The organism is Streptomyces sp. NPDC051452, assembly GCF_044454765.1.
Lineage (GTDB): Bacteria > Actinomycetota > Actinomycetes > Streptomycetales > Streptomycetaceae > Streptomyces.
Window position 1 is genome coordinate 125,909 of the sequence record NZ_JBITEB010000018.1, and the last position, 23,936, is coordinate 149,844.

28 protein-coding genes and 1 pseudogene are annotated in these 23,936 nt (G+C 71.8%); 10 read left to right on the forward strand and 19 right to left on the reverse strand.

The genetic code is table 11. The annotated features are described in order from the left end of the window. Positions 1 to 2 precede the first annotated feature (2 nt). The 7 genes from ACIBA9_RS32030 to ACIBA9_RS32060 form a co-directional block, all read right to left on the reverse strand. Complete coding sequence (locus ACIBA9_RS32030; RefSeq protein ID WP_399368539.1) at positions 3 to 485, reverse strand: HAD domain-containing protein; 483 nt, start codon at positions 483 to 485, stop codon at positions 3 to 5. Positions 486 to 673: 188 nt separating this feature from the next. Beyond that, a complete protein-coding gene (locus ACIBA9_RS32035) occupies positions 674 to 2,938 on the reverse strand; it encodes a phosphotransferase (RefSeq protein ID WP_399368541.1) in 2,265 nt (754 codons plus the stop codon). 106 nt (positions 2,939 to 3,044) lie between these two features. After that, the gene (locus ACIBA9_RS32040; RefSeq protein WP_399368543.1) at positions 3,045 to 3,794 is read right to left on the reverse strand and encodes an HAD family hydrolase; all 750 of its coding nucleotides are present in this window, start codon (positions 3,792 to 3,794) and stop codon (positions 3,045 to 3,047) included. Continuing rightward, positions 3,794 to 4,672: a winged helix-turn-helix domain-containing protein gene (locus ACIBA9_RS32045; protein WP_399368545.1), complete on the reverse strand. Its 879-nt coding sequence runs from the start codon at positions 4,670 to 4,672 to the stop codon at positions 3,794 to 3,796. The genes ACIBA9_RS32040 and ACIBA9_RS32045 overlap by 1 nt, the downstream gene beginning before the upstream one ends. Before the next feature lie 150 nt (positions 4,673 to 4,822). Next, positions 4,823 to 5,731, reverse strand: coding sequence for a winged helix-turn-helix domain-containing protein (locus tag ACIBA9_RS32050; RefSeq protein WP_399368547.1), 909 nt, complete (start codon positions 5,729 to 5,731; stop codon positions 4,823 to 4,825). Positions 5,732 to 6,063: 332 nt separating this feature from the next. Further along, entirely contained in the window at positions 6,064 to 7,302 is a 1,239-nt protein-coding gene (locus tag ACIBA9_RS32055; protein WP_399368549.1) for a GNAT family N-acetyltransferase, read from the reverse strand. Between the two features lie 50 nt (positions 7,303 to 7,352). Continuing rightward, the gene (locus ACIBA9_RS32060) at positions 7,353 to 7,955 is read right to left on the reverse strand and encodes an aerial mycelium formation protein (protein WP_399368551.1); all 603 of its coding nucleotides are present in this window, start codon (positions 7,953 to 7,955) and stop codon (positions 7,353 to 7,355) included. A gap of 158 nt (positions 7,956 to 8,113) precedes the next feature. On the opposite strand from ACIBA9_RS32060, the gene dtd reads away from it, so the two are divergent. Then, positions 8,114 to 8,539, forward strand: a complete 426-nt coding sequence (gene dtd, locus ACIBA9_RS32065) for a D-aminoacyl-tRNA deacylase (RefSeq protein WP_399368553.1) — start codon at positions 8,114 to 8,116, stop codon at positions 8,537 to 8,539. Between the two features lie 45 nt (positions 8,540 to 8,584). On the opposite strand, the gene ACIBA9_RS32070 is transcribed toward dtd, so the two are convergent. From ACIBA9_RS32070 to ACIBA9_RS32095, 6 genes are all read right to left on the reverse strand, one after another. Then, complete coding sequence (locus ACIBA9_RS32070) at positions 8,585 to 9,550, reverse strand: YgfZ/GcvT domain-containing protein (RefSeq protein WP_399368554.1); 966 nt, start codon at positions 9,548 to 9,550, stop codon at positions 8,585 to 8,587. A 9-nt stretch (positions 9,551 to 9,559) separates the two neighbouring features. Next, on the reverse strand, positions 9,560 to 9,997 hold the full coding sequence (locus ACIBA9_RS32075) for a transcriptional repressor (RefSeq protein WP_362163231.1): 438 nt from the start codon (positions 9,995 to 9,997) through the stop codon (positions 9,560 to 9,562). Between the two features lie 47 nt (positions 9,998 to 10,044). Beyond that, positions 10,045 to 10,692 (reverse strand): restriction endonuclease subunit S, encoded by a 648-nt coding sequence (locus ACIBA9_RS32080; protein WP_399368556.1) that lies wholly within the window; start codon positions 10,690 to 10,692, stop codon positions 10,045 to 10,047. Positions 10,693 to 10,703: 11 nt separating this feature from the next. Further along, positions 10,704 to 12,377 carry an N-6 DNA methylase gene (locus tag ACIBA9_RS32085; protein ID WP_399368558.1) on the reverse strand — a complete coding sequence of 558 codons (1,674 nt, stop codon included), beginning with the start codon at positions 12,375 to 12,377 and terminating at the stop codon, positions 10,704 to 10,706. Positions 12,378 to 12,391: 14 nt separating this feature from the next. Next, a complete protein-coding gene (locus tag ACIBA9_RS32090) occupies positions 12,392 to 13,060 on the reverse strand; it encodes a hypothetical protein (protein WP_399368560.1) in 669 nt (222 codons plus the stop codon). 369 nt (positions 13,061 to 13,429) lie between these two features. Continuing rightward, on the reverse strand, positions 13,430 to 14,005 hold the full coding sequence (locus ACIBA9_RS32095; protein WP_362163233.1) for an FABP family protein: 576 nt from the start codon (positions 14,003 to 14,005) through the stop codon (positions 13,430 to 13,432). Between the two features lie 264 nt (positions 14,006 to 14,269). On the opposite strand from ACIBA9_RS32095, the gene ACIBA9_RS32100 reads away from it, so the two are divergent. After that, a complete protein-coding gene (locus tag ACIBA9_RS32100) occupies positions 14,270 to 14,632 on the forward strand; it encodes a DsrE family protein (protein ID WP_362163235.1) in 363 nt (120 codons plus the stop codon). Positions 14,633 to 14,640: 8 nt separating this feature from the next. On the opposite strand, the gene ACIBA9_RS32105 is transcribed toward ACIBA9_RS32100, so the two are convergent. Continuing rightward, positions 14,641 to 14,904, reverse strand: coding sequence for a DUF3099 domain-containing protein (locus tag ACIBA9_RS32105; RefSeq protein ID WP_399368563.1), 264 nt, complete (start codon positions 14,902 to 14,904; stop codon positions 14,641 to 14,643). A 129-nt stretch (positions 14,905 to 15,033) separates the two neighbouring features. Between ACIBA9_RS32105 and ACIBA9_RS32110 the strand changes: the two genes are divergently transcribed. From ACIBA9_RS32110 to ACIBA9_RS32125, 4 genes are all read left to right on the forward strand, one after another. Then, positions 15,034 to 15,780, forward strand: a complete 747-nt coding sequence (locus ACIBA9_RS32110) for a DUF2993 domain-containing protein (RefSeq protein WP_399368565.1) — start codon at positions 15,034 to 15,036, stop codon at positions 15,778 to 15,780. 196 nt (positions 15,781 to 15,976) lie between these two features. Beyond that, positions 15,977 to 16,057 (forward strand): putative leader peptide, encoded by an 81-nt coding sequence (locus ACIBA9_RS32115; RefSeq protein ID WP_362163317.1) that lies wholly within the window; start codon positions 15,977 to 15,979, stop codon positions 16,055 to 16,057. 127 nt (positions 16,058 to 16,184) lie between these two features. After that, positions 16,185 to 17,030, forward strand: a complete 846-nt coding sequence (locus ACIBA9_RS32120) for a sulfurtransferase (RefSeq protein ID WP_362163240.1) — start codon at positions 16,185 to 16,187, stop codon at positions 17,028 to 17,030. A gap of 46 nt (positions 17,031 to 17,076) precedes the next feature. Then, on the forward strand, positions 17,077 to 17,364 hold the full coding sequence (locus ACIBA9_RS32125; RefSeq protein ID WP_004986406.1) for a DUF1416 domain-containing protein: 288 nt from the start codon (positions 17,077 to 17,079) through the stop codon (positions 17,362 to 17,364). A gap of 87 nt (positions 17,365 to 17,451) precedes the next feature. Here the strand turns inward: ACIBA9_RS32125 and ACIBA9_RS32130 are convergent, their stop codons facing one another. Continuing rightward, a complete protein-coding gene (locus ACIBA9_RS32130; RefSeq protein ID WP_399368630.1) occupies positions 17,452 to 17,718 on the reverse strand; it encodes a hypothetical protein in 267 nt (88 codons plus the stop codon). A 5-nt stretch (positions 17,719 to 17,723) separates the two neighbouring features. After that, positions 17,724 to 18,125 (reverse strand): hypothetical protein, encoded by a 402-nt coding sequence (locus tag ACIBA9_RS32135; RefSeq protein ID WP_399368567.1) that lies wholly within the window; start codon positions 18,123 to 18,125, stop codon positions 17,724 to 17,726. 79 nt (positions 18,126 to 18,204) lie between these two features. On the opposite strand from ACIBA9_RS32135, the pseudogene ACIBA9_RS32140 reads away from it, so the two are divergent. Continuing rightward, a pseudogene (locus ACIBA9_RS32140) lies at positions 18,205 to 19,145 on the forward strand (helix-turn-helix transcriptional regulator). Continuing rightward, on the forward strand, positions 19,127 to 19,333 hold the full coding sequence (locus ACIBA9_RS32145) for a DUF397 domain-containing protein (RefSeq protein ID WP_362163243.1): 207 nt from the start codon (positions 19,127 to 19,129) through the stop codon (positions 19,331 to 19,333). Before ACIBA9_RS32140 ends, ACIBA9_RS32145 begins: the two are co-directional and overlap by 19 nt. Positions 19,334 to 19,375: 42 nt before the next feature. On the opposite strand, the gene ACIBA9_RS32150 is transcribed toward ACIBA9_RS32145, so the two are convergent. The 3 genes from ACIBA9_RS32150 to ACIBA9_RS32160 are packed head-to-tail and all read right to left on the reverse strand — an operon-like array spanning position 19,376 to position 21,753. After that, positions 19,376 to 20,593: a hypothetical protein gene (locus tag ACIBA9_RS32150; RefSeq protein WP_399368569.1), complete on the reverse strand. Its 1,218-nt coding sequence runs from the start codon at positions 20,591 to 20,593 to the stop codon at positions 19,376 to 19,378. 4 nt (positions 20,594 to 20,597) lie between these two features. Next, a complete protein-coding gene (locus ACIBA9_RS32155; protein ID WP_362163247.1) occupies positions 20,598 to 20,852 on the reverse strand; it encodes a MoaD/ThiS family protein in 255 nt (84 codons plus the stop codon). Between the two features lie 49 nt (positions 20,853 to 20,901). Next, complete coding sequence (locus tag ACIBA9_RS32160; protein WP_399368571.1) at positions 20,902 to 21,753, reverse strand: alpha/beta hydrolase family protein; 852 nt, start codon at positions 21,751 to 21,753, stop codon at positions 20,902 to 20,904. 183 nt (positions 21,754 to 21,936) lie between these two features. On the opposite strand from ACIBA9_RS32160, the gene ACIBA9_RS32165 reads away from it, so the two are divergent. Together ACIBA9_RS32165 and ACIBA9_RS32170 are read left to right on the forward strand one after the other, a co-directional pair. After that, complete coding sequence (locus ACIBA9_RS32165; RefSeq protein WP_362163251.1) at positions 21,937 to 22,716, forward strand: response regulator transcription factor; 780 nt, start codon at positions 21,937 to 21,939, stop codon at positions 22,714 to 22,716. A gap of 107 nt (positions 22,717 to 22,823) precedes the next feature. Continuing rightward, positions 22,824 to 23,849, forward strand: a complete 1,026-nt coding sequence (locus ACIBA9_RS32170; protein ID WP_362163252.1) for a LacI family DNA-binding transcriptional regulator — start codon at positions 22,824 to 22,826, stop codon at positions 23,847 to 23,849. Positions 23,850 to 23,936 lie beyond the last annotated feature (87 nt).

A 23,936-nucleotide genomic window follows, 5' to 3' on the forward strand; every position in this document is an offset into this window, starting at 1 on the left:
GCTCAGCCGCCGGATGCCGCCAGCCACTCCTCCAGGACGTCGAAGTCGCCCTCGGTGAGCCCGTAGCGGTGGTCGATCCGGTGCAGCAGGGCGGCCCCCGGGTGGTGGACGGCCGTCCAGGCGCGGTCGGCCTCGGTGATCTCGTCGTCCACCCAGATGAAGGGGCGGCGGGCCGCCCAGGCGACCAGCGGCCGGGTCTTCCAGTGCAGCAGGCCGGGCGGTTCGTCCTCGTCCGGCCACTCCACGACCGGCAGCGGGGGCAGGCCCAGCCAGGGCGCGAGGCAGGAGTTGGCGTCGTCCATCCAGGTGGTGGCCCACACCAGCTCACAGCCCAGCGCGAGGAGCCGGGGGCCTAGCGCCGGGTCGACACGGCTGAGCAGCGGGTGCCGTGCGCAGGCGGTCGGCGGGCCCGCGAACTCCGGGTAGGACCGGTCCGCCGCCCCGAACGGGATGAGCGGGCCGTCGACGTCGAGGAAGAGCAGCATCACCGTCCAGGATCGGCCACGGAGCCGTTCCCGGCGAGAAGCGCCTCGCCCCGGGCCCGGTGCGCGGCCTCCCACCCCTCGAGGGTCCGAGTGGCCTCCCCGGCGACCCGCGCCGGACGCCGGCCGGCGCGTGATCCGGGTCCCGCCGGTCCGGCGTCGCGGGGCGGGGGGTCCCCGCAGTGGCCGTATCAGCCACCGCCCCTCGGCACGTCGCCGAAGCCGGTGCCCGCCCGGAAGGCGAGGGCGCGCCTGGGGGACAGTCCCAGGGAGGCGGTGGCCGCGGCCAGGGTCATGGCGTACGAGTCCAGCGCGCGGCGGACGTTGGGGGCGTCCAGGCTCGTCCCGCTGACCAGGCGGTCGAGGTCGACGTAGGCGGAGCGGACCAGTTCGATCCACCGGTACACCGGCCAGTCCCGCTGCCAGCCCTTGGTGAAGCGCGGGGCCAGGCGGGCCTCCCAGCGGCGGAACATGCGGTCGCGGATCTCCGGGCGGGTCGGGGTGAGGTGCATGTGCCGGACCAGCTCGTACAGCGGGTCCCCGACCAGGGCCATCTCCCAGTCGATGAGGGTGAGCGCCGGGTCGTCGTCCCGGCGGACCAGGTTCCAGGGGTTGAGGTCGCCGTGCAGCAGGGCGCAGTCGCGGTCGGTGACGCGGTGCCGGGCGAGGATCTCGCGCAGCCGCGGCGCGTCGGGCAGCCCGAGGAAGCGGGCCGACTGCTGGGACGCCTTCGGCAGGTCGGCGACCAGCGCCACCAGCTGGTCGCTGAGCCAGTCGTAGAAGCCGGGGCGGCCCGCGACCGGGTCGACCGGGGCGTAGTCGACGGCGGTCAGCGCGGCGAGCTGGTCGATCAGACAGTCCGCCTCGTGCGGCCGCAGTCCGTGCACCGGGTGGTCGGGGCCCCGGCCGAGGTCGCGGGCGCCCTCGTAGGTGTGGACGGCGAAGCGGTCCCCGCGGTAGCGGTGGGCGGGGTCGGTGGCGTGGCTGGTGCCGAGTGCCAGGACGCGGGGCGCGGCCACCGGCACCCCGGACCGTTCGATCGCCCCGAGTACGGCGTGCTCGCTGAGGAAGCTGCGCTCGCGCCGCAGGACGACGCCGGCCTCGCGGCGGACGACCACGGGGAAGGGGGTGCCCGGCACCCGGAGCACCGTGTTGAGGTGCGCGGCGCCCTTGAACACCCGGCCGGCCGGGGCGGCTCCCTCCAGGAACAGCGCGTCGGCGACCGCGGCGTGCGGGAAGTCCCGGTGTTCGGGCACCCGCCGGTCCGGCGCCCACCCGATGCCCCGCCCCCCGGCCCCCCGCGCGCGGGCGACGGCCCCGGCGCGGGCCCCGGCGGGCCTGGCCCGGCCCGCCGACACCCCCCGGCGGAACAGCACCCGTTCGATCTCGTCCCGCTCCGGGACCCGGCCCAGCCGCAGGGGCTCGGTGGCGGATCGCAGGGCGCCGCGGACGATGTCGGTGGCCCTCTCCAGGCGTTGCCGGTCGAAGGAGTCCTCCAGCGAGCGTGCGGCCCGGATGACGTCCGCGTAGAGGGACTGCGCGTGCTCGAACGCCACGTAGTGGGGCAGGTCCTTGTGCAGGCCGGCCACGGCGGCCGGGCGCACCCGGCGCACCGCCGCGGCCCAGGCGTCGACGGCCCGGGGCCACTGGTCGTCCGGATAGCGCATCCGCACCAGATGGACGGCGAGGTCGTGCAACGGGTCGCCGTAGCCGGCCCGTTCCCAGCCCAGGCAGTGCAGCGCGGGGTCACCGCCGGGCGGCAGGACCAGGTTGCCGCGGTGCAGGTCGCCGTGGAGCAGACCGTAGGGCCGCCGGGTCATCGCCGGTACCCGGTCGGCGAACCGCAGCAGGGCGTCCTCGGGTACGCCGAGCGCGACGAACAGGCCGCCGTGGCGGGACCGGTGGGTGCGGCGGAGCTGCCGGTCGGTGAGCAGGGCCAGGGTGCGCAGGAATCCCTGGGAGTCGGTGTGGTTGCGCGGTCGGTCGGCGGGCAGGGGTGGCAGGGCGGGGCCGCGCACCTGGAGGATCGAGGCGAGCAGCCGCCCGAGGTCGGCCAGCAGCGCCGCGCCGACCGGTTCGCCGGGGCCGCACACGTCCGCCAGCAGGGGTCCGTCCACATGGCTGTGGACGGCGTACCCCTCGCCCTCGGCCAGGCACTCGGGCACGGGCAGCAGGCCGTGCAGGGCCCGCAGGATCTCCGGCTCGCTCCGCCAGGTCCGCACGGCGAGGGGCAACGCGTCCTCGCGCGCCACCCGCACGGTCACCAGGGTGCCGGGCTCCCGGCCCAGCGCCGCGGCCACGGGCCCGGTCAGCGGGACGACGTGGTCGCGGTGGTGGCGGCCTTCGCGCTCCGCCGCGGCGACGGCCCGGTGCACGAACGCCTGGACGAGGGCGTCCCTCCGGAATCTGCCGGCGTGCCCCCCGGCCGCGGCGCGGGGGACAGGCGGTGCGCCCACGGGCCGCTCCGGGAGGATCGCGCGAAAAAAGAAGGGCGGAAACGCTGGTCACCGGGGTGACCGGCTCGACCTTCGGCTCCGGAGCGGTGGCTCGGATGCGCGCATGCTAGCGCACGGGACGTCCGCTTCGGAGCATCCGCAGCAGCGGCTCCAGCGACCGTATGACGTGCTCGGCGCCCGCTGTCCGCAGCTGTTTCTCCTTGCCCTCGTCGCGCGCGTACCCCAGGAACGGGACGGCCGCCTCGCGTGCCGCGGCCAGGTCCGAGACCGAGTCGCCGATCATCAGGGCGGCGGCCGGGGCGGTGCCCATCGCCTTCAGCGCGCGGTGCAGGCAGTGCGGGTGCGGTTTGAGGTGGTCCAGTTGCCGGGTGCGGCCGTACAGATGGGGGCTGAAGCATTCGGCCAGGCCCCGGGTCTCCAGGTAGGAGCGGGCCACCCGGGGCGAGTTGTCGGTGGTGACGGCGAGCCTGGCGCCGACGGCGGTCCAGGTGCGGATCAGCGGATCGGCGTAGGCGGTGGGCAGCGCGGAGGCGGCGGCCCGCAGCTCCTCCCGGGTGAGCCGTTCCTCCAGTTCGGTGACGAGGTCGCTGCCCGGATGGCGGCGCCCGACGGCGCGCAGGACGACCTGGGGGTCGAGCGTCTCGCGTTCGCTCTCGGTGAGCAGCCCGCGCAGGCCGCGCAGCTCCAGCCACTCCACCAGATCGGCGGCCACCCGTTCCGCCTTGTGTCCGGCGAAGAGGCGGCAGATCGGCCCGTCGAAGTCCCACAGCACCACCTGAGCGGGTGTGGTCAGTTTCCGTAGCTTCTCGATCTCTTTCGCGGCAAGCTTCGCATCAGAAGTCGCATCAGAAGTCACTAGGAGAGTGTCAGGTCCGTGGTGATGGTTTCCCAGAGGGCGTCGAACCACTTCTGCGACTCCTCCACGAACGCCGCGTCCCGCCGACCGGCCCGCCGCGCGAAGGAGAAGAGCAGGGACTCCGAGCCGAGGGTGTCGTACATCTCCAGCGTCCCGCTCTCGGTGGGCTCCTCGCGTCGCGTGATCATGTAGTACGCGTACAGCGCCTCCTCGCCGTTGAGCAGGTACAGCTTCGCCGGCGGGGTGAACGGCAGGGCCCGGAAGGTGACGTGGACGTCGATGTCGTGGGTGCCGCGCAGTGCCTGGAGGTTGTACTGGAGGACCTGGCCCTGGGCGTTGCGCATCGCCAGCCAGCGCTGGTGGACGGCGTCGTCGTCGCTCCCGGCGTCGACCGAGACCGGGAAGGCGAGGTCGATGTCGCGGGACGGCAGCAGCACGCGGGCGTCGATCCGCTCGGGCCGCACGCGCCCCTCGTGGATCAGGCGCAGCGGCTCACCGAGGGCGGGTATCAGGCTCTGCGCGGTCAGACAGACCGCGTCGACGCGCACGTGCGGGGCCGCGAAGGCCTCCGTCAGCCGGGGGGCGAGGGCCACCATGGTCGGCTGCGGTTCGGCACGGGCGGGCGCCGGCCCGGCGACCCTCGGCGGGCTGCCCTTGCTGACGTGACTGAGCAGCCCGTCCTGCTGAAGTGCCCGCAGGGCCTGGCGTACGGCACCGCGCTCCACGCCGAACTCCCCGGCCAGCTCGGCCTGGGTGGGCAGCCGCTCGCCCGCCCGCAGGGCTCCCGTGCGGATGCGCTCGCGCAGGGCGTCGGCGATCTCGTGGGAGGTGATCCTTCTGCCGCCGTCGACTGCCACGTTCTCCTGGGTCACGACCAAACGCTACAACTCTGGTCCATCCATGGGCAGTTGTCGGAAAGTTGTTTATGCATGGCGACCAAGTGAGGACATCGAGCGGCAACCGTCTGCCAACTTCTGCGGGTTGGCGGAGCTTTCGCTCCGGTTCGGCGCGCGTCCGCCCCCGGACGCCTACGACGCCAGCACCAGCTCCGAGCTGATCGTCTCCCACAGCGCGTCGAACCACAGGCGCGACTGATCCACGAACGCCGCGTCCCGCCGCCCGGCCCGCTGCTCGAAGGCGAACAGCATCGACCGGGTGCCGTCGGCGTCGTACAGCTCCATGTGCTCGTGCCCGATCTGCCGCTCGCGTCGCCCCAGCGTGTAGTACGCGAACAGCGCCTCGGCCCCGTTGAGCAGGTACAGCTTGACCGGCGGGGTGAACGGCAGGGCGCGGAAGAGGACCTGGACGTCGATGCCGTGCGTGGCGCGCAGGGCCAGCAGGTTCTGCCGCAGCACCTGGCCCTGGGCGTTGCGCTGGGCCAGCCAGCGGCGGTGCAGCAGGCCACCGTCGGCCGCGTCCACCGCCACCGGGAACGCCAGTTCGATGTCCTGGCTCGGCAGCAGGACCCGGAAGTCGATCTTGGCCGGTTTCACCTGGCCGGCGTGGATCTCCCGCAGCGGCTCACCGATGGCCAGCGTGAGCGAGACGGAGGTGAGGCAGAGCGCGTCGATCCGCACGTGCGGGGTGGCGAAGGCGGCCGCGATACGCGGCGCCAGGCCCACCATGGTCGGCTGCGGCGGCGCAGCGGGACCGGCCGCGAGGGGCACCGCCCCCGGGAGTGCGGCCACGATCGCCGGACTGCCCTGGGAAACAGCGGTGAGCAGATGCTCCGACCGCAGGATGCGCAAGGCCTGGCGAACCGCACCGCGTTCGACGCCGAACTCGTCGGCGAGCGCGGCCTGGGTGGGCAGCCGCCGACCCGGCCGCAGCTCGCCGGACCTGATCCGGCGGCGCAGCTCGTCGGCGATCTCCCGATGGGACGGGCGGGGCCGCTGTGACCTCGTCCGTCCACTGGCCAGGACGTGCTCCGGGTCCACGGATGAACACTACAACTTCCCGCCAACTTACGGCAGTTCGCCGACGACCGGTTATGAGTCGGTTCCTTGCGGAGATAAGTACAGAGGAGTTGGCTACCAACTCGCACAACATGGTCGAAGCTTCCCGGTGGTTGGCCGAACGGGCTCCCTTCCGGAGGGGAGCCGGGAGCCCGGGCAGGGGGCGGCCCCCGGAGCACACAGCCACAGCGCACCAACCGCACAGCCACAACTGAACATCCGGCACAGCCACAACTGAACACGGTCATCGCACAGCCACAACCGAACAGCTCGCTACGGATGCACCACCGGCGACGTACGCGGAGGGGAGGCCGTCAGAAGATGTCCGGGCACCACGGGCGCCCGGGCGAGCGGAACAGGGCGTCGGCCTTCCGGGCGGCGCCCTCTCGTTCCTCCTGGACACGGCCGAGGGCGGCGAGCCGCAGCGGCGATTCGCCGCCGAGCCAGATCGAGGCCAGCTCCGCCACGTCCAGCGTGAGGTCGGCGCCCACGGTGCTCGTCGGCACGCACGACGCCCCCTCGGGCGAGGCCTGGAGCCGGAACCGTCCCCCGGCCGGACCGGTGTCGTCCACCACCTCGAGCACCAGCGCCCCCGACGCCTCGTACGTCCGCGCCTCAAGGGCCCGTACGACGTCCAGGATCCGCACCCACAGCCAATCCGCGTGCCCGGTGACCCGGGCCGCGCGCGGGTCGGGCAGCAGCAGCGGGAGCAGGTCGTCGGGGCCGCGGAAGCCGCTCTTGACCTTCGTGATCCAGTCGATCGAGCACAGGTAGTGCCACAGGGCGCGCTCGGCGGCCGGGGTGGTGGCGACGAGCTTGTGCACGGAGGCGGTCTGGTCGGGCTGCTTGCCGCTCCAGGTGTCGTCGGACCGGTAGGTCACCAGGCCCTCGACCTCGCCGGAGGCCGACCGGTACACGGCGTGGAACGGCTCGGTGAAGTCGGCGTGGAAGGGGACGGATCCGGTGAACGTCTGCCACCACAGCTCGTCCCGGCTGACCGCGCCTGGCTGGGCGCGGCGGAACCGCTCGTACAGCCCGGGGCCGAGCTCCCGGACCCGCGCCCCGTCCACCAGGTCGATCCGGCCCCCGTCGCCGGGGCCGGACCAGCGCGGGTCGAGACCGGCGCGCGGGACCTCGACGGTCCACTGGGTGGACCAGGTGGCCGGGCCGAAGCCGTAGCGGCCGTAGATGGGGTACTCGGCGGCTATCAGGGTGGCGACGACGTCCCCGCGGTCCTTGGCCGCCGCCAGGTCCGCGGCCATCATGCGGCCCAGCAGACCGCGGCGGCGGTGGGTCGGGCTGACGGTGACGTTGGTGATGGCGTCGGCGGGGACCGGAGCGCCGCCCACGGCGGTCAGTTCCTGCGCGAAGGAGCGGAAGGTGGCCACCCACCGGTCGTCGTCGACGGCGCCGAGCAGCCGGCCCGGCACGAACTCCCCGCGGCGGGCGTCCAGTTGCTCCCGCGCCAGGGCCGGAGGCTGCAGAAACCCGGTGGCCAGGGCACGCTGCCAGTCGTCGAAATCGGCCTCGGGGACGGTGCGCACATCGTTCATGGGGCCACGGTAGGCAGCCCCCCGGCCGGGTGTCCTGCCGATTTCCGCCCTCAGATCAGCAGGTCGTCGACCTGCGCCTCGCCCACCCGGTAGCGGCGGGCGATCTCCCCGCTGCAGTCGTCGGTGGTGCGCTGGAGCCGCTGACGGTGCCGGGAGACCTCCTGCTCGTAACGGACCAGGCGGCCCATGGCGGTGGTCAGTTCGAGGTCCGTGCGGGCCTGGAGGTCGGACAGTTCGACCTCGGCGAGCATCTCGGCGGCCAGCTGCCGGTACTCCTCGTTGTGCGGGGTGCCGAGGGTGACGTGCCGGGCCGAGGAGCGTTGCCGGGCGGGGGCGTCCTGGAGGATCTCCGGGAGCCGGTCGACCATCGAGCCGTCCGCCGGTGCCGGTACGGCGGCCCGGCCGCGCCGGCCCAACTCCGCGCGCAGGATGTCGATGCGGCCCTGGAGCAGCCGCCGCACATAGCTGAGGTCCGCCTCGTCACGCTGGGCGTCGCGGCGCAGGGCGCGCAGTTCGGGCAGGCTCAGCAGGGCCGGATCGTGCTCGGGCGGCTCCGCCGGAAGCGCCGTGTCCGCGGTGGCGTCGGAGCGCTGCGCGGGCGGCCGGTACGTCCCGTGTGTCCCCTGCCGCCCGCTGGTACTCGGTGTGCTCATTGCTTGTGACCGTCCCCTCGACCGGCGTGTGCAAGCATCGTGCCACCCCAACCGACCGCTATGTGACCGAGTGCCCCCGAACGGCCCCAGATGGCCGTGAAGAGAGCCATATTGGACCCCGTGTGGCCGTGTGCGGCGCACCGGGCATGATGGTCCGCATGCGTGCGGTGGTGCAGAGGGTGGACGGCGCGAGTGTCGTCGTGGACGGCGAGACGGTGGGCGCGATCGAGGGCGAGGGACTGTGCGTCCTCGTCGGGGTGACCCATGAGGACACCCCGGAGAAGGCGGAGCGACTGGCCCGCAAACTGTGGTCGGTCCGGATGCTCCAGGACGAGAAGTCGTGCAGCGACATCGACGCCCCGCTCCTCGTGATCAGCCAGTTCACGCTGTACGGCGACGCCCGCAAGGGCCGCCGGCCCACCTGGAACGCGGCGGCACCGGGCGAGGTGGCCGAGCCGCTGGTCGACGAGGTGGTGGCCCGGTTGCGGGCGCTGGGCGCGACGGTGGCGACGGGCCGCTTCGGGGCCGGGATGCGGGTGTCCCTGACCAACGACGGCCCGTTCACGGTGCTGCTGGAGGTCTGAGGGTGGGGCCGGGGCGCGCCGGCACCGCGCGCCCCGGTGGGGCCGTTACGGCTCGACCACGACCTCCTGCGCCGCGGCCGTCTCGCCGGCCAGCAGCGGCGCGTCGGCCGGGACGTTGCGCTTGACCAGGGCGAGGGCGACCGGCCCCAGCTCGTGGTGGCGGGCGGAGGTCGTCACGAAGCCGACCTTGCGGCCCTCGGCGCCCTCGTCCGCGAGGCGGATGTCCGTGCCGGGCACCGGCAGATGGACGTCGCTGCCGTCGAGGTGCAGGAAGACCAGCCGGCGCGGCGGCTTGCCCAGGTTCTGCACGCGGGCGACCGTCTCCTGGCCGCGGTAGCAGCCCTTTTGCAGGTGCACCGCCGTGCCGATCCAGCCCAGCTCGTGCGGGATCGTGCGGTGGTCGGTCTCGAAGCCGAGCCGGGGGCGGTGGTGCTCGACCCGCAGCGCCTCGTAGGCGAGCAGACCGGCGGCGGGTCCGTGCTGCGCCGCGAAGGACTCCAGATCGGCCCGGGGCAGGAACAGGTCGCGGCCGTACGCCGTCTCGCGCACGACGACGCCCTCGGGGACCTCGGTGATCGAGCCCGCCGGGAGGTGGACCAGCGCGAAGTCGGCGGTGCGGTCGGCGACCTCCACCCGGTAGAAGAACTTCATCGACTCCAGGTAGGCGATCAGCGCGTCCTGGGTGCCGGGCTCGACATGCGCCCAGACCGTGGTGCCGTCGTCCACCAGGTACAGCACGTGTTCGATGTGGCCGTGCGCGGAGAGGATCAGCGCCTCGGTCGCCCGGCCCGCGGGCAGTTCGCTGACGTGCTGGGTGAGCAGCAGGTGCAGCCAGGCCAGACGGTCGTCCCCGGTGACGGTGACCACGCCGCGGTGGGAGAGGTCGACGAATCCGGTGCCGGCGGCGAGTGCGCGCTGCTCGCGGAACAGGTCGCCGTAGTGCGCGGCGACGCCTTCGTCCACTCCTTCGGCGGAGACGGCGCCGGGCAGGGACAGCAGAGGGCTCTTCATACCGCAAGCCTACGACGTGGCAGTTGACGCCTTTAGCGAGCAGTCCGCGCACCGCCCGAAGATCGCGAAGTGCTTCATGTCGGTGTCGAACCCGAACCGCTCGCGCAGCTCGGCCCGGAAACCGGCCGCCACCTCGACGTCCGCCTCGATCACGTTGTCGCAGTCCCGGCACACCAGGTGCAGATGGTGGTGGCGGTCGGCGAGGTGGTAGGTGGGCGCCCCGTGCCCGAGGTGGGCGTGGCTGACCAGGCCCAGCTCCTCCAGCAGCTCCAGCGTCCGGTAGACGGTGGAGATGTTGACGCCCGACGCGGTCTTGCGCACCTCCACGAGGATGTCGTCGGGTGTCGCGTGCTCAAGGGTGTCCACGGCTTCCAGGACAAGCTGCCGCTGCGGCGTCAGCCGGTAGCCACGCTGCCTGAGGTCGCTCTTCCAGTCGGTGTTCACCACACCGAAGAGTCTAGGACCAACGCCCCGCCCCACGGAGATACGGTCTCTCACGTCCTGCCGGTCCCGCCGGCCTCCGCGGCGGCGGGCGGCACCGGCAACCGGTCCGTCAGCAGCAGTTCCGCAAGGCTCTCGCGCAGGTCCGCGGTAACCCGGACGATTTCCTCGTGCGCTCTGATCTTGTCGTCGATCGCCTCGAGCGCCCCTCCGATCTCCCGTTGCCGGTCGAGCGGCGGCAGGGAAACCGGCAGGTCGTGCAGGGTACGCAGGGTGATCGACCGCATGCCCGTGGTACCGGCCGCCCGGCGCTCCAACCAGTCGGCGGCCCGGCGGCCGGAGAGGAAGGCGAGCAGGTACGGGGCCTGCGCCGGATCGTGCGCGCGCACGCGGAGCAGATGGGTGTTGTACAGCCACCCGCTCTCCTCCTCCGTGACCAGCGCCACCCGTCCCACCGTGCCCGTACGGGTGACCAGGATGTCGCCGGGGGCGATCCGGAACTTGCGCAGCTCCCCCGCCTTCTCGGGGTCGAGGTACACCACGCTGTGGGCCGAGATCCTTCGATGCCGCAGATCGCCGGGCCGCACCACCGGGATTCCGGCGCGCGTCTGCTCATCCCTGCGCACGGTCGGGCCGCCCGCCTGGATGTCGCAGATCTCGCCGAGAGCGACACGCGGCCATTCCCGAGGGGAATCGTCCATACCCTCCTCGCTCACAGGCCGTACCTTCCCAACATCGCAGCAGCCGCGGCGTCGGCGTCCCGAGCCCGCGCGTGCAGTTCGCTCAGCTGCCTGGTGAGAGCGGCGAGATCCGCGGGCTCCGCGGAGTGTGCACCACTCGGCGTTCCGCTCGGCACGTAGAAGGCTGGGCTGAGGACGTAGTCCTTCTCCCTGATCTTCTCGATGGAAACGGCCCGGCTCAGGCCGTCGGTCGCCATGAACGTGCCGCCCTCGGCCCGTGCAGTGGTCCAAGACCGGTATTCCTCGAGGAGGCGCCGGCTCTCGGGCGGAGTCAGTTCGCGCCGGCCACGGGAGACGAGGGAGCCGAGACGGCTGGCGTCGACGAAAAGGATCTCGTCGCATGTCCCCGTCGGGTGTCGCAGCAGCCAGACCATCACCCGGATGCCCGTCGTCGTGAAGAGCTGAGGGGGCAACGCGATCAACGCCTCGATCGCGCCGTCCTCCACCATCGCGGCCCTGATCCTGCCTTCCGACGGGTTGGCGGAGAACGCGGCGATGTCGGGCATGAGGACGCCTGCCCGGCCGCCCGGGCGCAGATGGGTCACGACGTACTGGAGCCAGTCGAAGTTCGCGTTGTGCGAGGGCGGTTCGCCGTAGCGCCAGTGCGCGCGGTCGACGGCACTGCCCCGTTTCATGTTGAAGGGGGGGTTCGTCAGAATGCGGTCGAACCCGTGCGGCCAAGGATCGGGCCCGGCCGAGGGAGCCGTCCGTCCCCCGAAGAGGCTGTCCGCGCGTGCGCCGTGCAGGGCCAGGTTCATGCTCGCCAGCGCCAGCGGGTACTCGCCCACACCCGCGCCGCTCAGGTCGGGCGAACGATCCTGCCCCTCCGCCACCGCCTCCCGGGCGGCGGCCAGCAGTTCACCAGCCCTGACGAAGGGGTCGTGCACACTCCTGACGTCCTGGCTACGGTCGGCGACGAGCTTGGCGAGAAGGTCGACGGCGGTTCGGGGTGTGAAGAGGTCGCCCGCTCTTTTGCCCATGAGATCGCTGTAGCGAGCCATGAGCCGCTCGAAGGCGCGAGCGTGCTCGGCCCGGTCCACCGGCCCCGAGTCGTCCAGCAGCAGAATCGTCTCGACCAGACGGTGCTCGTCGAGGTCCCGGGAGAGTGCGGGCAGAACACGCTCGTGCTCGGGACCCAGCCCTCGCCGGACCGCGGCCGCCAGTCTCCGCACCGGCGAGTCACCGAAGGCGGGAGAGGGCCACCGCCGCACCACGGCCAGGATCGCCTCCCAGTCGTCGGGCAGGCACCCCCGGACGTAGAGAAGGGTGAGCAGGAGGGTGAGGTGGTCGGCCTGGGACAGTTCTCCACGGAATCGTTCCGCCTCTGGGCCGCTGAGCCGGTTCACGGCCTCGATCAGCGCTCCGGTCCGCGGTCCTCCGAGTGCGGCACGGAACCGGTCACCGTAGGTGGTGCCCTCCGGTTCCCCCGATCGTCTGGCGTTCGCCGGAATCGCACGCCGATCGAGCCATGCCAGTACTTCCGCCGCCGAGAAGACCTCGACGTCCGGCGGCTCCCGGGCCGGTTCCACGAGAGGCTGGGGAAAGTCCGCGTGCCGACGCTCCCAGTTCGTCACCGCGGGACGCTTCACCCCGGCCAGCCGCGCGACGTCGGCCCTGGTCACCAGGACCCCCTCGAGGTCGCTCACCGCTCCTCCGGCCATCAGAATCGGCAAGACCTGGAGCCGCGCAGCGTGTCCTGCTTGGCGGCGAGAACAGCCGGGAAACGATCCATGGCCTGGGCCTCCTTCGCCAGCTCGGGGTCGAGGTACCCGATCACGCGGTAGATCTTGGCATGGTCGGCGGCGAGATCGCGATGGTGGATCGGCTCGTGATGCATGATCCGGTTCCGTAGCAGCACCAGCGACCACAGGCCGTCGTACAGGGCGTCGCGGCGACCCGAGTAGTGCGGGAACGCCCTGTGCACGGTGGGCACCCAGAACAACCGGTCGTAGCCGGATCCGCCGCTGACCAGCGAAGCCCAGAAACCGAAGGACAACTCGGCGACGACGCTGTCGGACGGCGCGGGATCGAGCCCCCGCCGCTCGCACTTGGTGCGGGCCTTGGCCACGAGACGCTGCCCGTTCGCGTTGAGCGGAGCCACGGCCCACCAGTCGTCCCGGTGGTAGGCGAGCGAGAGCTGCTCGTGGAGCGCGTTGCGCAGCGCGAGTTCCAGGCAGTGCAGAGAACCGTAGAGCGCGGCCGAGGCCTCGACGTTCCACCAGTAGAGACGCCCCGCCACCACGGCGTTGCCCCGCGCGGCCTGGACGTAGCGGGCCAGGCGCAGCTTCGAGAACGCACGCGGCATCCACTCCGGCAGCTTGTCGGGCATCGTCATCCCCCTCGATCCGGGCATGTCGGAGCCCGGGACGGCTTCCACACGGGAACAGATTCACCGTGATACGGTGATGGGCGAACGCCCTGGGCTCGCCTCTGCACAGCACGCCACCCGGGGCACGGATTTCAGACCCCCGGTCGCCCTTTGGGCCGCCGGGGGTTTCTGTTTCTCATGCAACGACTTCACTACGGGGCCAACTGCGCCAGATGACCTCGTCGTTGAGCCCAACGGTAGCGACGGATGCCGAGCTTCACAAGCGCAGTGCACTGCGGAGGGTTCTGTTAACCCCCCTCACGACTGTTTCGGGGCCGGAAAACGGATGATGGCCCCGGCGCGGTGCGCGGGGCCATCGGGTGGCGGGGCCTACTTGAAGAAGGCGATCCCGTCGTCCGGCATGTCGTCCGGCAGGGCCTTGGCCCAGCGCTCGACGTCCTCCGGGGTGACGACCTTCTTCAGGTGGGCCGACATGTAGGGGCGCAGCTCGACCTCGGGGGTCTGCTTCTCGCCGACCCACATCAGGTCGCTCTTGACGTAGCCGTACAGCCGCTTGCCGCCGCTGTAGGGCTGGGCGGCGGCGGTCCGCGCCACGGCGTCCGTGACCAGGTCGATCTGCGGCTTCTTGTCGGCCATCTCGCCGTACCAGATCTCCACCGTGCCGTCGTCGCGGGTCATCGTGACCTCGACCTTGCGGTCGGCGTCGATCCGCCAGAAGCCGGACTCCGACTCCAGGGGGCGGACCTTGTTGCCGTCGTTGTCCAGCACCCAGGTGTGGGAGTGGTACTCCAGGAAATCCCGGCCGTCGTGGGTGAAGCTGACCTCCTGCCCGAAGTTGCACTTCTGCGAGCCGGGGAAGTCGTGCACGCCCGCGCCGGCCCAGTTGCCGAGCAGGAAGGCGAGCGGGACGAGGTCCTTGTGCAGGTCGGACGGGATCTCGATCATGGCGGAAGCTTTCCTAGGTGTGGATCAGCGCTGGCCCTGGTACAGCTTCTTCACGGTCAGACCGGCGAAGGCGAGCACGCCGACGCAGACCAGGACCAACAGGGTTTCGAAGAAGATCTCCACGGGTGCTCCTTGAGCGGAATACGACAGAGCCGGGGCCCAGCTTACGCGGCCGTACCCCGGCCCTCTCGGCGAGGTGGGCGGCGGGCTCGGTGGGCCGGATGTCTCGAGGGAGCCGCGGGCGCGGCGGATTACGATTTCGCCATGGCGAAGAAGCTCGTGATCAAGGTGACCGCCGGGGCCGACGCCCCCGAGCGCTGCTCGCAGGCCTTCACGGTGGCGGCGGTGGCCGTGGCCAGCGGGGTCGATGTCTCGCTGTGGCTGACCGGGGAGTCGTCCTGGTTCGCGCTGCCGGGCCGGGCCGCCGAGTTCGAACTGCCGCACGCGGCCCCGCTGCCGGACCTGATCGACTCGGTGCTGGCGGCCGGCCGGGTCACGCTGTGCACCCAGTGCGCCGCGCGCCGGGACATCACGGAGAAAGACGTCGTCGAGGGCGTACGGATCGCGGGCGCGCAGGTGTTCGTCCAGGAGGCCCTGGCGGACGGGGCGCAGGCGCTCGTCTACTAAAGCCCGGTTCAGCGGGGCGGAGGCTTCTTGCCGTCCAGTTCCTCCCACCACTCGTCGGACTTGGGGTCACCGGAAGGGTCGTCCCACCAGCGGTCGTCCGGGCCCCGCCGGTTGGCGACCATCGCGGCGACGGGCGGGATGACCATGGCGAGGACGCACATGCCCACGGCCGCCGGCACGGACCACAGGCGCACCACCGCCCACGCCAGGACGAAGAGCCCGATGCACGTTCCCATCAGGGCGAAGTAGAGGTGCCGACGCCGCGCGTACATGACTCCAGGGTAGGACCGGCGACCACTGTCACAACCGATCGACAATCCACGCCCGGCCCCGGCCCACGGGGTTACCGTGACGTAGCCCTACCGCGTTCCGAACGCCGTCACCGACCCGGGGAACCTCACATGCGCGCGCTGCGAATACTCCTGATCCTCGTCGTGATCCTGGGCGGCCTCTTCGTGATCGCGGACCGGGTCGCCGTGCACTTCGCCGAGGGCGAGGCCGCGGACAAGCTCAAGACGACGGAGCACCTGGCGTCCACGCCGGACGTGGACATCAAGGGCTTCCCGTTCCTCACCCAGGTCGCGGGCGGCTCGCTGGACGACGTGCGGGTCGGCATCAAGGACTACGACGCGGCCACCGGCGAGCCCGGCCGGACCCTGCGCATCGACGACCTGAAGGCCGACATGAAGGGCGTCGACTTCTCCGGCGACTACAGCTCCGCCACCGCGGCCACCGCGACCGGCACCGCGACGGTCTCCTACGGCGAGCTGCTCAAGGCCGCCAAGTCGGAGCCGAGCGACGTCGGCCTCGGCGTCCAGGCCCAGGTCGTCGGCCTCTCCGACGGTGGCAACGGCAAGATCAAGGTCGCGATCCGGGTGAAGGGCTCGGTCGTCGGGGCCATACCCGTCGACCGGACGGTGTCGGTGCTCAGCACGGTGACGGTGCGCGACGACCGGGTCCAGGTGCACGCGGACGGCCTGCCGGTGATCGGCGGGGTCACGCTCGCCGAGAACCGCGTCCGCGCGATCACCGACTTCCAGCAGGCCATCGACCGGCTGCCCGGAGGTATCAAGCTGGACGAGGTGCGGGCCGCCGCGAACGGCGTGGAGATCAGCGTGAAGGGTTCGGACGTCAAGCTGGCGGGGTAGGCAGCCGGTGCTGGACGCGGATGTCCGACTGGCGAGACGATCCGCGCCCGCACCACGGCCGCGCCGCCCAGCGCGCGCGTCCGTGGGACCCGCGACGCCCACCGCACCCCTCGCTCATCTCAATAAGTGGACGATCGCGTCTCGCCATATGACATGCCGGTGACACGCGCGCCCGGACGTCCCTACGATCGACGGCATGAAGCGACAGGCGGACCTCACGAAGCGGCGGGCAGTTGACCTGTGCCGCGTTTCCGCCATGCTCTGTCGCCCCTTCTGAGCGGAAGTCCGCGCACTTCCGCATTCCCCAGCCGCCCTGCTGGTAGGGCATCCGTGTGCTGCTCGTTCCCGAGCGCGCACCCTCTGCACTCGCACGCCCGCCGTAACTGCCCCGGAGGAGAAAGAGCATGAGCCGCAGCGACGTCCTCGTCGACGCCGACTGGGTCCAGGAACACCTGGACGACCCGAACGTCGCCATCGTCGAGGTGGACGAGGACACGTCCGCCTACGAGAAGAACCACATCAAGAACGCGATCCGCATCGACTGGACCAAGGATCTTCAGGACCCGGTCCGTCGTGACTTCGTCGACCAGGAGGGCTTCGAGAAGCTCCTGTCGAAGAAGGGCATCGCCAACGACACCCTGGTGATCCTCTACGGCGGCAACAACAACTGGTTCGCGTCCTACGCGTACTGGTACTTCAAGCTGTACGGCCACGAGAACGTCAAGCTCCTCGACGGCGGCCGCAAGAAGTGGGAGCTGGACGCCCGCGAGCTGGTCGACGGCGGCGACGTGCCCGAGCGCGCCGCGACCGACTACAAGGCAAAGCCGCAGGACACCTCGATCCGCGCCTTCCGCGACGAGGTCGTGGCCGCCATCGGCGCCCAGAACCTGGTCGACGTCCGCTCGCCCGACGAGTTCTCCGGCAAGCTGCTCGCCCCGGCGCACCTGCCGCAGGAGCAGTCGCAGCGTCCGGGTCACGTGCCCTCCGCCCGGAACATCCCGTGGTCGAAGAACGCCAACGACGACGGCACGTTCAAGTCGGACGACGAGCTCAAGGAGCTGTACGCCGCCGAGAGCGTGGACCTCGCCAAGGACACGATCGCCTACTGCCGCATCGGTGAGCGCTCGGCCCTGACCTGGTTCGTGCTGCACGAGCTGCTCGGCGTCCAGAACGTCAAGAACTACGACGGCTCCTGGACCGAGTACGGCTCCCTGGTCGGCGTGCCGATCGAGCTCGGCGCCAACAAGTAATCCGTCCCGACCGGCCTTCCGGTCAGACCCCTTACGGAGAATCAGCATGTGTGGAGCGAAGGCCGGCGGCCCGGACGCCTCGACGATCAAGCCCGGCGAGACCACGATCCAGGGCCAGGTGACGCGTGACGGCGAGCCGGTGACGGGTTACGTCCGCCTGCTGGACTCGACCGGCGAGTTCACCGCGGAGGTGCCCACCTCCGCCACGGGCCAGTTCCGCTTCTACGCGGCCGAGGGCACCTGGACCGTCCGTGCCCTCGTCCCCGGCGGCACGGCCGACCGCACGGTCGTCGCCCAGCAGGGCGGTCTGGCCGAGGTCGCCATCGCGGTCTGAGGCGACCCGGTTCCGTCGGAGGGCCGCATCCCCTGGGTTGGACGCCAGTGGGGGTGCGGCCCTCCGGCATGCGCGTGCGGCGCAGCTTCAGCCACGCGTCCGGACGACCGCCAGCGTCATGGCGACGAGCAGCGCGGCGACGCAGAGCGCCAGGAGCACGCCGCTCACGGCGGCGTCGACGACCTCGCGGCGCCGGGAACGCCGAGCCGGGCGGCTCAACGCCGGGGACGCGGGCGCGGGCGCCGTACCGGGCGTGGCGGCGCGCACACCGGGATGGAACGGCGGCAGGGCGTAGGCCGGCGGACAGGGCACGGTCCGGCCGCGCGACGCCGCGCTCGGCGGCCTGCGGTGCATATCGGTCACGCGCGGTGCTCCTTTCCCTGGTGCTGCCGCAGCAGCACGTTCGCGTCACTCTCGGCACTGCGGTCGTGCTCCGCCCGCGCGGCCTGCCGTTGTTCCGCCAGCCGCGCACAGTCGCCGCATCCGGGCACGGGCCGCGGTGGCCGGCTGGCGTCGTCCAGCGGCGGGGGCAGCGAGGGCACCGACGCGGCGCGGTGGTTGGCGGCCCGCACGCTCGCGCCGAGCCGCTCCCGGTCGGTGGCCGGGCGCAGTGTGTCGGGATCCGCCTCCCACTCCAGCCCTCCCCCTACGGGGCGGAGCATCGCGCGGGGCCCGACTCGGTCGCGGTACTCGCCGACCCTGCCGGTGACGGGGTCGTAGAGCAGCTGTCCGGGCTCGTGTCGCTCCGGCTTCGTGGTCATCACGCCCGGCTCCTTTCCATGAACGCCTGAACGCAGCGCGATGCCGGCACTACGCTGCGTGTTCGGGACGCTTACGAGCATGCCGCATGGAGGGGGCGTTCGCGCTGGTGAGAGGCCCAAATTCAACGCAGGGGCCGCCAAATTCAACAAATGCAACAGGAAACGCGACGGGAGCGCGATGCCACAACGACTGGTGATCACAGGGCGCAGCCAGGAGCCGCGGGGCCGCTTCACCGAGGAGTTACGCCGCCTCAGGAGCGAACGGGGCCTGAGCCTGCGGGAGCTGGCGAAGGAGGTGGGCTGGGACGCGTCGCTGCTCAGCAAGATGGAGAGCGGCCGGACGCTGGGCGGCCCGGAGGTCGTCCAGGCGCTGGACCAGTTCCACGGCACACCGGGGCTGCTGGTGACGCTGTGGGAACTGGCGGTGGCGGACCCGACCCAGTTCAAGGAGCAGTACCGGCGGTACATGTTGCTGGAGTCGGAGGCGGTGAGCCTCTGGCATTACGGGGTGAGCAGGCCGCCGGGACTTCTCCAGACCGATGCCTACGCCCGTGAGGCGCTCGCGGCGGGCGGGCTCAAGGGGAAAGAGCTGGAACAGCAGGTGGAAGCGCGCATCGGTCGCCGGGAACTGCTGGAAGGAGCCGACGCACCGACGTTCCGCAGCATCCTCTCCGAGGCGGTCCTGCGCACACCGTTACCCAACCGGGGGGAGTGGAGGGAGCAGTTGGAGCACCTGCTGGACATGTCGGAACGCCCGAACATCACCCTGCAAGTGCTGCCGCTCAGCACCGCCTTCCACGGCCTGGCGAGCACCGCCATGATGTTCCTCCGACTGCTGGACAGCCGCACCGTGGCACATGCCGAGAACGACTACGCGGTGAACTGATCGAGGATGCAAGCAGGGTTGAGCGTTTCCAGCGCACTTATGATGCGGTGCGCGACACGGCCCTGTCCCCGGCCGAATCGCGGAAGTTCGTCCTGCGGATGTTGGAGGAAGTGACGTGCGAGCCATCGACCTGACCCACGCGACTTGGCGCAAGAGCAGCTACAGCAACTCGGACGGCGGCGAGTGTGTCGAGGTCGCCGACGGTGTCCCCCTCGTTCCCGTCCGGGACAGCAAGGCCCCCACCCGCGGAGCGCTCCTCTTCGAGGCCGCCGCCTGGTCGGCCTTCGTGGACGGGATCAGGGGCGAGAGGCCCCTCGGCTGAACGGCCGGGAGGCGTCGGCACACTGCCGGTGGGCGCCTCCCGTCAGCCCAGGGCCCGCCCCAGCACCCACACCACCGGTGCCGCCGCCGACAGCGGCAGGGCGACGCCCGCCGTGAAGTGGACGAAGCGGGACGGGTAGTCGTAGGACGCCACCCGGTGGCCGATCAGGGCGCAGACCGCCGCCCCGGCACCCAGGACGGCACCCTTCGTGCCGAAGCCCGTCATCCCTCCCACCGCGATGCCCGCACCCGCGGCGGCCAGCAGCGCGACCACCACCGACGCCGGGGCCGGCAGGGGCAGGGCCCGGGCCAGGACGGCCACCGCCACCGCCGCCGCGCCCACCGAGACCGCGTGCGGATCGGCAGCCAGGTAGCCGGTCGCCAGGACCGTGAGGGACGCGGAGACGACCGTCGCCATCAGGCCGTACATCCGCTCGTCCGGCGAGGCGTGCGAGCGCAGCTGGAGGACCAGGGAGAGCAGGACCCAGACGCCGAGCGGGCCGAGGATCGCCGCCGGGGCGTGCTCGCGGCCCGCGACCAGGACCGCCACGTCGGCCGCGAGTCCGCCCGCGAAGGCGAGCGCGATGCCCTGCCGGGCCGGCCACATGCCGTTGAGCCGGAACCAGCCCGCCGCCGTCACCGCCTGGAGCGCCACCAGGGGGACGAGCAGGGCGTAGGAGCCGACGGGGGCCGCCACGGCCAGCAGCAGGCCCGTCAGCGCGGTGAGCGCCGCCGGCTGCATGCCGGGCTCGATGACCGGCGAACGGCCCTCCATGCGGGCCCGCTGGGCGTCGGTGATCCGGGAGTTCCCGGCGAGCGTCGCGGGGCCGTAGTCCGGCCCGGCCTCCGGTGCGGCCACGGCCGCGGGAGCCGGTTCCGGCTGGGGCTGCGCCGTCGGGGGCTGCGCGTACGACTGCGCGAACTGCTGCTCGGGCTGCTGGTGCGCCTGGTACGGCTGCTGCTGGTACGCCTGCTGCTGCCCGTACGCCTGCTGCTCCTGCGGCACGGGCGGCTGGTACGCCGTCTGAGCCGCCTGCACCGGCGCGTGCGTCTGCGTCTCCCAGGTCTGCCCCTGCCACTGCTGGGTGGACTGGGGGTCGTAGCCGGGGCCGCCGCCGTAGGGGTCGTCGTAGCCGGGCCACGCCTGCTGCTCCCCCTGCTCCCCCTGCTCCGGCTGCTGCTGGTGCTGGTTGTGCTGGTTGTGCTGTTGGTACGGGTCGTAGCCCTCGTACGGGCCGCCCTGATACGGCTGGTCGCTCATCGCCTCACCCTCCTGCGAACGGCGGGAGTACCTCGACCGTGCCGCCGTCGGCCAGCCGTACCGTCTCATGCGCGCGCGTCCCGACGGGGTCACCGTCGACGAGGAAGGAGCATCGCTGGAGCACGCGTGTGAGTTCACCGGGGTGTCCCGCGCGCACGGCGGCCAGCGCCTCGGCGAGCGTGTCCGCGACGTGCGGCTCCTCGGCGACCCCTGCGGCGGCCTTCGCGGCGGCCCAGTAGCGCACCGTGACCTTGGGCATCTGATTCCTCAATCGGCGGCGGGAAGACTCAACGACAGATGGTGTCAGGCTAGCCCGCCGCGGCCGCCGCCCAGTCCCCGATCCGGGCCAGCAGGTCGTCGTCCGCCGCGTTCTCGGCGTGGCCCATGCCCGGCTCCACCCACAGTTCGCCGTGGTCACCGGCCGCTTCGGCGAGCATCCGGGGGTGGTCAAGGGGAAAGTAGCCGTCGCGGTCGCCGTGCACGATCAGCAACGGGGTCGGGGCGATCCTCGCGGCCGCCTCCGTCGGGGAGAGCGGCACCGGGTCCCAGTCGCGGTGGTGGATGCGCGTGCGCAGTCCGTAACGGCCGACCAGGCGGCCCTCGGGACGGGTGATCAGCCAGTGCAGGCGGCGCATGGGCGCGGTGCCGCGGTAGTACCAGCGGGCGGGGGAGCTCACCGAGACCACCGCGTCCACCGTGCCGGGGTGGAGGGCCGCGTGCCGCAGCACCACCGAGCCGCCCATCGAGAAGCCGACGGTCACCACGCGCGCGTGCCCGAGACCGCGGGCCCACTCCACGGCCGCGGCGAGGTCCAGCACCTCCTTGTCGCCCACGGTGGAACGGCCGCCGGAGCGGCCGTGGCCACGGAAGGAGAAGGTGACGACGGCGCCGTGACCGCGCAGCACGCCCGCCACCCTTCGCACATGCAGGCGGTCCACGTCCCCGGTGAAGCCGTGGGCGACCACGAACACCGGATCACCGCAGGCGGGCCGGGAGGTGTCCGGAAGGCTTTCGTATACGACGGCACCCGGGTCGTATACGGAATCGATCGGAATTCCGTCGGCGCTGTGCAGAAACGTCCGGATAGGGGCCACTCTGCTTGTCTCGGAATTCGGACGAACGGTGGAACGTGCCGCATGACCTGCCGGACGGTTGCTCATGTGGGCTATTCTGCTGGGCAGAGGACTCGGGCAGCGTAGCCCCCGGGTCCTTTTGTGCTTTCGGACGCGTTGTATACGAAGCGGCGAACCCCAGGGTGACCGCGGGTGTACGGAGCCTTCGGGATCGCAGAGCCAGTGCCGTACCGCACACGTCCTCGCAGGGACCGAGGAGGAACCAGACGTATGAGTTCTCTGCTGCTCCTGACCAACGCCCTCCAGCCGTCGACGGAGGTGCTCCCCGCCCTCGGCCTGCTGCTGCACAACGTGCGGGTGGCCCCGGCGGAGGGACCCGCCCTCGTCGACACCCCCGGCGCCGACGTCATCCTGATCGACGGCCGCCGCGACCTGCCGCAGGTGCGCAGCCTGTGCCAGCTGCTGCGCTCCACCGGCCCCGGCTGTCCGCTGCTCCTCGTCGTCACCGAGGGCGGCCTGGCCGCCGTCACCGCCGACTGGGGCATCGACGACGTCCTCCTCGACACCGCCGGTCCCGCCGAGGTGGAGGCGCGGCTGCGGCTCGCCATGGGCCGGCAGCAGATCGTCAACGACGACTCCCCCATGGAGATCCGCAACGGCGATCTCTCGGTGGACGAGGCGACCTACTCCGCGAAGCTCAAGGGCCGGGTCCTCGACCTCACCTTCAAGGAGTTCGAGCTGCTGAAGTACCTCGCCCAGCACCCCGGCCGGGTCTTCACCCGGGCCCAGCTGCTCCAGGAGGTGTGGGGCTACGACTACTTCGGCGGCACCCGCACCGTGGACGTGCACGTACGGCGGCTGCGCGCCAAGCTCGGCCCCGAGCACGAGTCGCTGATCGGCACCGTCCGCAACGTCGGTTATCGATTCGTTACCCCCGAGAAGGGGGACCGTGGCGGCGACGAGGCCAAGGCCAAGGCGGACCGGGCAAAGACGGAGGATGCGGACGCTTCCGGCGTGCTGGACGGCGTCGAGTTCCACGCGGACGCCTGATGCCTTCCCGGCAGGGCGTGAAGAGTGCTCGGGCGGGGCATCGCCTCCGCGTATCCGACCCTCGATACGCCCTGCCCGGAGTGGGTCAATCCGCGTAGACTCCGCGCGTGGCCAAGGTGACTCGGGATGATGTGGCACGGCTGGCGGGGACCTCCACCGCCGTCGTCAGTTATGTCATCAACAACGGACCCCGGCCGGTCGCCCCGGCAACGCGCGAGCGTGTTCTCGCCGCGATCAAGGAACTGGGGTACCGGCCCGACCGGGTCGCCCAGGCGATGGCCTCGCGGCGCACGGACCTGATAGGCCTGATCATCCCGGACGCCCGCCAGCCCTTCTTCGGCGAGATGGCGCACGCGGTCGAGCAGGCCGCGTCCGAGCGCGGAAAGATGGTCCTCGTCGGGAACACCGACTACATCGCCGAACGCGAGGTCCACTATCTGCGTGCCTTCCTGGGCATGCGGGTCTCCGGACTGATCCTGGTCAGCCACGCCCTCAACGACCTCGCCGCCGCGGAGATAGACGCCTGGGACGCCCGGGTGGTGCTGCTGCACGAGCGCCCCGAGGCCATCGACGACGTGGCCGTGGTGACGGACGACCTCGGCGGCGCCCAGCTCGCCGTCCGCCACCTGCTGGAGCACGGCTACGAGTACGTGGCCTGTCTGGGCGGCACGGCCGACACCCCGGCCGTCGGCGACCCGGTCTCCGACCACGTCGAGGGCTGGAAGCGGGCCATGGCCGAGGCGGGCCTGTCCACCGAGGGGCGACTGTTCGAGGCGCAGTACAACCGCTACGACGCCTATCGCGTGGCCCTGGACATCCTGTCCGGCCCGGACCGGCCGCCGGCGGTCTTCTGCTCCACCGACGACCAGGCGATCGGCCTGCTCCGGGCTGCGCGCGAGCTGCGCATCGACGTACCCGGGAAGCTGGCCGTGGCGGGCTTCGACGACATCAAGGAGGCCCCGCTCGCCGATCCGCCGCTGACCACGGTCGCCTCGGACCGCTCGGCCATGGCCCGCGCGGCCGTCGACCTCGTCCTGGACGACGGGCTGCGGGTCGCCGGATCCCGGCGCGAGCGGCTGAAGACGTTCCCGTCCCGGCTGGTGGTCCGCACGTCCTGCGGCTGCACCGGCTGACCGCGCCCGGCCGGGGCCGTCCCCCGCGGCCCCGCCGTCTTTATATGGGGCAAACGAGGTTCTGCCGGGCTTCTCAGACGGCACTCA

Excerpts from the sequence above, each read along its gene's own strand:
- ACIBA9_RS32030 (WP_399368539.1), bottom strand. The coding sequence starts at position 485 with ATGCTGCTCTTCCTCGACGTCGACGGCCCGCTCATCCCGTTCGGGGCG.
- ACIBA9_RS32055 (WP_399368549.1), bottom strand. The coding sequence starts at position 7,302 with ATGAACGATGTGCGCACCGTCCCCGAGGCCGATTTCGACGACTGGCAG.
- ACIBA9_RS32060 (WP_399368551.1), bottom strand. The coding sequence starts at position 7,955 with ATGAGCACACCGAGTACCAGCGGGCGGCAGGGGACACACGGGACGTAC.
- dtd (WP_399368553.1), top strand. The coding sequence starts at position 8,114 with ATGCGTGCGGTGGTGCAGAGGGTGGACGGCGCGAGTGTCGTCGTGGAC.
- ACIBA9_RS32070 (WP_399368554.1), bottom strand. The coding sequence starts at position 9,550 with ATGAAGAGCCCTCTGCTGTCCCTGCCCGGCGCCGTCTCCGCCGAAGGA.
- ACIBA9_RS32080 (WP_399368556.1), bottom strand. The coding sequence starts at position 10,692 with ATGGACGATTCCCCTCGGGAATGGCCGCGTGTCGCTCTCGGCGAGATC.
- ACIBA9_RS32090 (WP_399368560.1), bottom strand. The coding sequence starts at position 13,060 with ATGCCCGACAAGCTGCCGGAGTGGATGCCGCGTGCGTTCTCGAAGCTG.
- ACIBA9_RS32095 (WP_362163233.1), bottom strand. The coding sequence starts at position 14,005 with ATGATCGAGATCCCGTCCGACCTGCACAAGGACCTCGTCCCGCTCGCC.
- ACIBA9_RS32100 (WP_362163235.1), top strand. The coding sequence starts at position 14,270 with ATGGCGAAGAAGCTCGTGATCAAGGTGACCGCCGGGGCCGACGCCCCC.
- ACIBA9_RS32105 (WP_399368563.1), bottom strand. The coding sequence starts at position 14,904 with ATGTACGCGCGGCGTCGGCACCTCTACTTCGCCCTGATGGGAACGTGC.
- ACIBA9_RS32110 (WP_399368565.1), top strand. The coding sequence starts at position 15,034 with ATGCGCGCGCTGCGAATACTCCTGATCCTCGTCGTGATCCTGGGCGGC.
- ACIBA9_RS32115 (WP_362163317.1), top strand. The coding sequence starts at position 15,977 with ATGAAGCGACAGGCGGACCTCACGAAGCGGCGGGCAGTTGACCTGTGC.
- ACIBA9_RS32120 (WP_362163240.1), top strand. The coding sequence starts at position 16,185 with ATGAGCCGCAGCGACGTCCTCGTCGACGCCGACTGGGTCCAGGAACAC.
- ACIBA9_RS32125 (WP_004986406.1), top strand. The coding sequence starts at position 17,077 with ATGTGTGGAGCGAAGGCCGGCGGCCCGGACGCCTCGACGATCAAGCCC.
- ACIBA9_RS32130 (WP_399368630.1), bottom strand. The coding sequence starts at position 17,718 with ATGCACCGCAGGCCGCCGAGCGCGGCGTCGCGCGGCCGGACCGTGCCC.
- ACIBA9_RS32135 (WP_399368567.1), bottom strand. The coding sequence starts at position 18,125 with ATGACCACGAAGCCGGAGCGACACGAGCCCGGACAGCTGCTCTACGAC.
- ACIBA9_RS32150 (WP_399368569.1), bottom strand. The coding sequence starts at position 20,593 with ATGAGCGACCAGCCGTATCAGGGCGGCCCGTACGAGGGCTACGACCCG.
- ACIBA9_RS32155 (WP_362163247.1), bottom strand. The coding sequence starts at position 20,852 with ATGCCCAAGGTCACGGTGCGCTACTGGGCCGCCGCGAAGGCCGCCGCA.
- ACIBA9_RS32160 (WP_399368571.1), bottom strand. The coding sequence starts at position 21,753 with ATGAGCAACCGTCCGGCAGGTCATGCGGCACGTTCCACCGTTCGTCCG.
- ACIBA9_RS32165 (WP_362163251.1), top strand. The coding sequence starts at position 21,937 with ATGAGTTCTCTGCTGCTCCTGACCAACGCCCTCCAGCCGTCGACGGAG.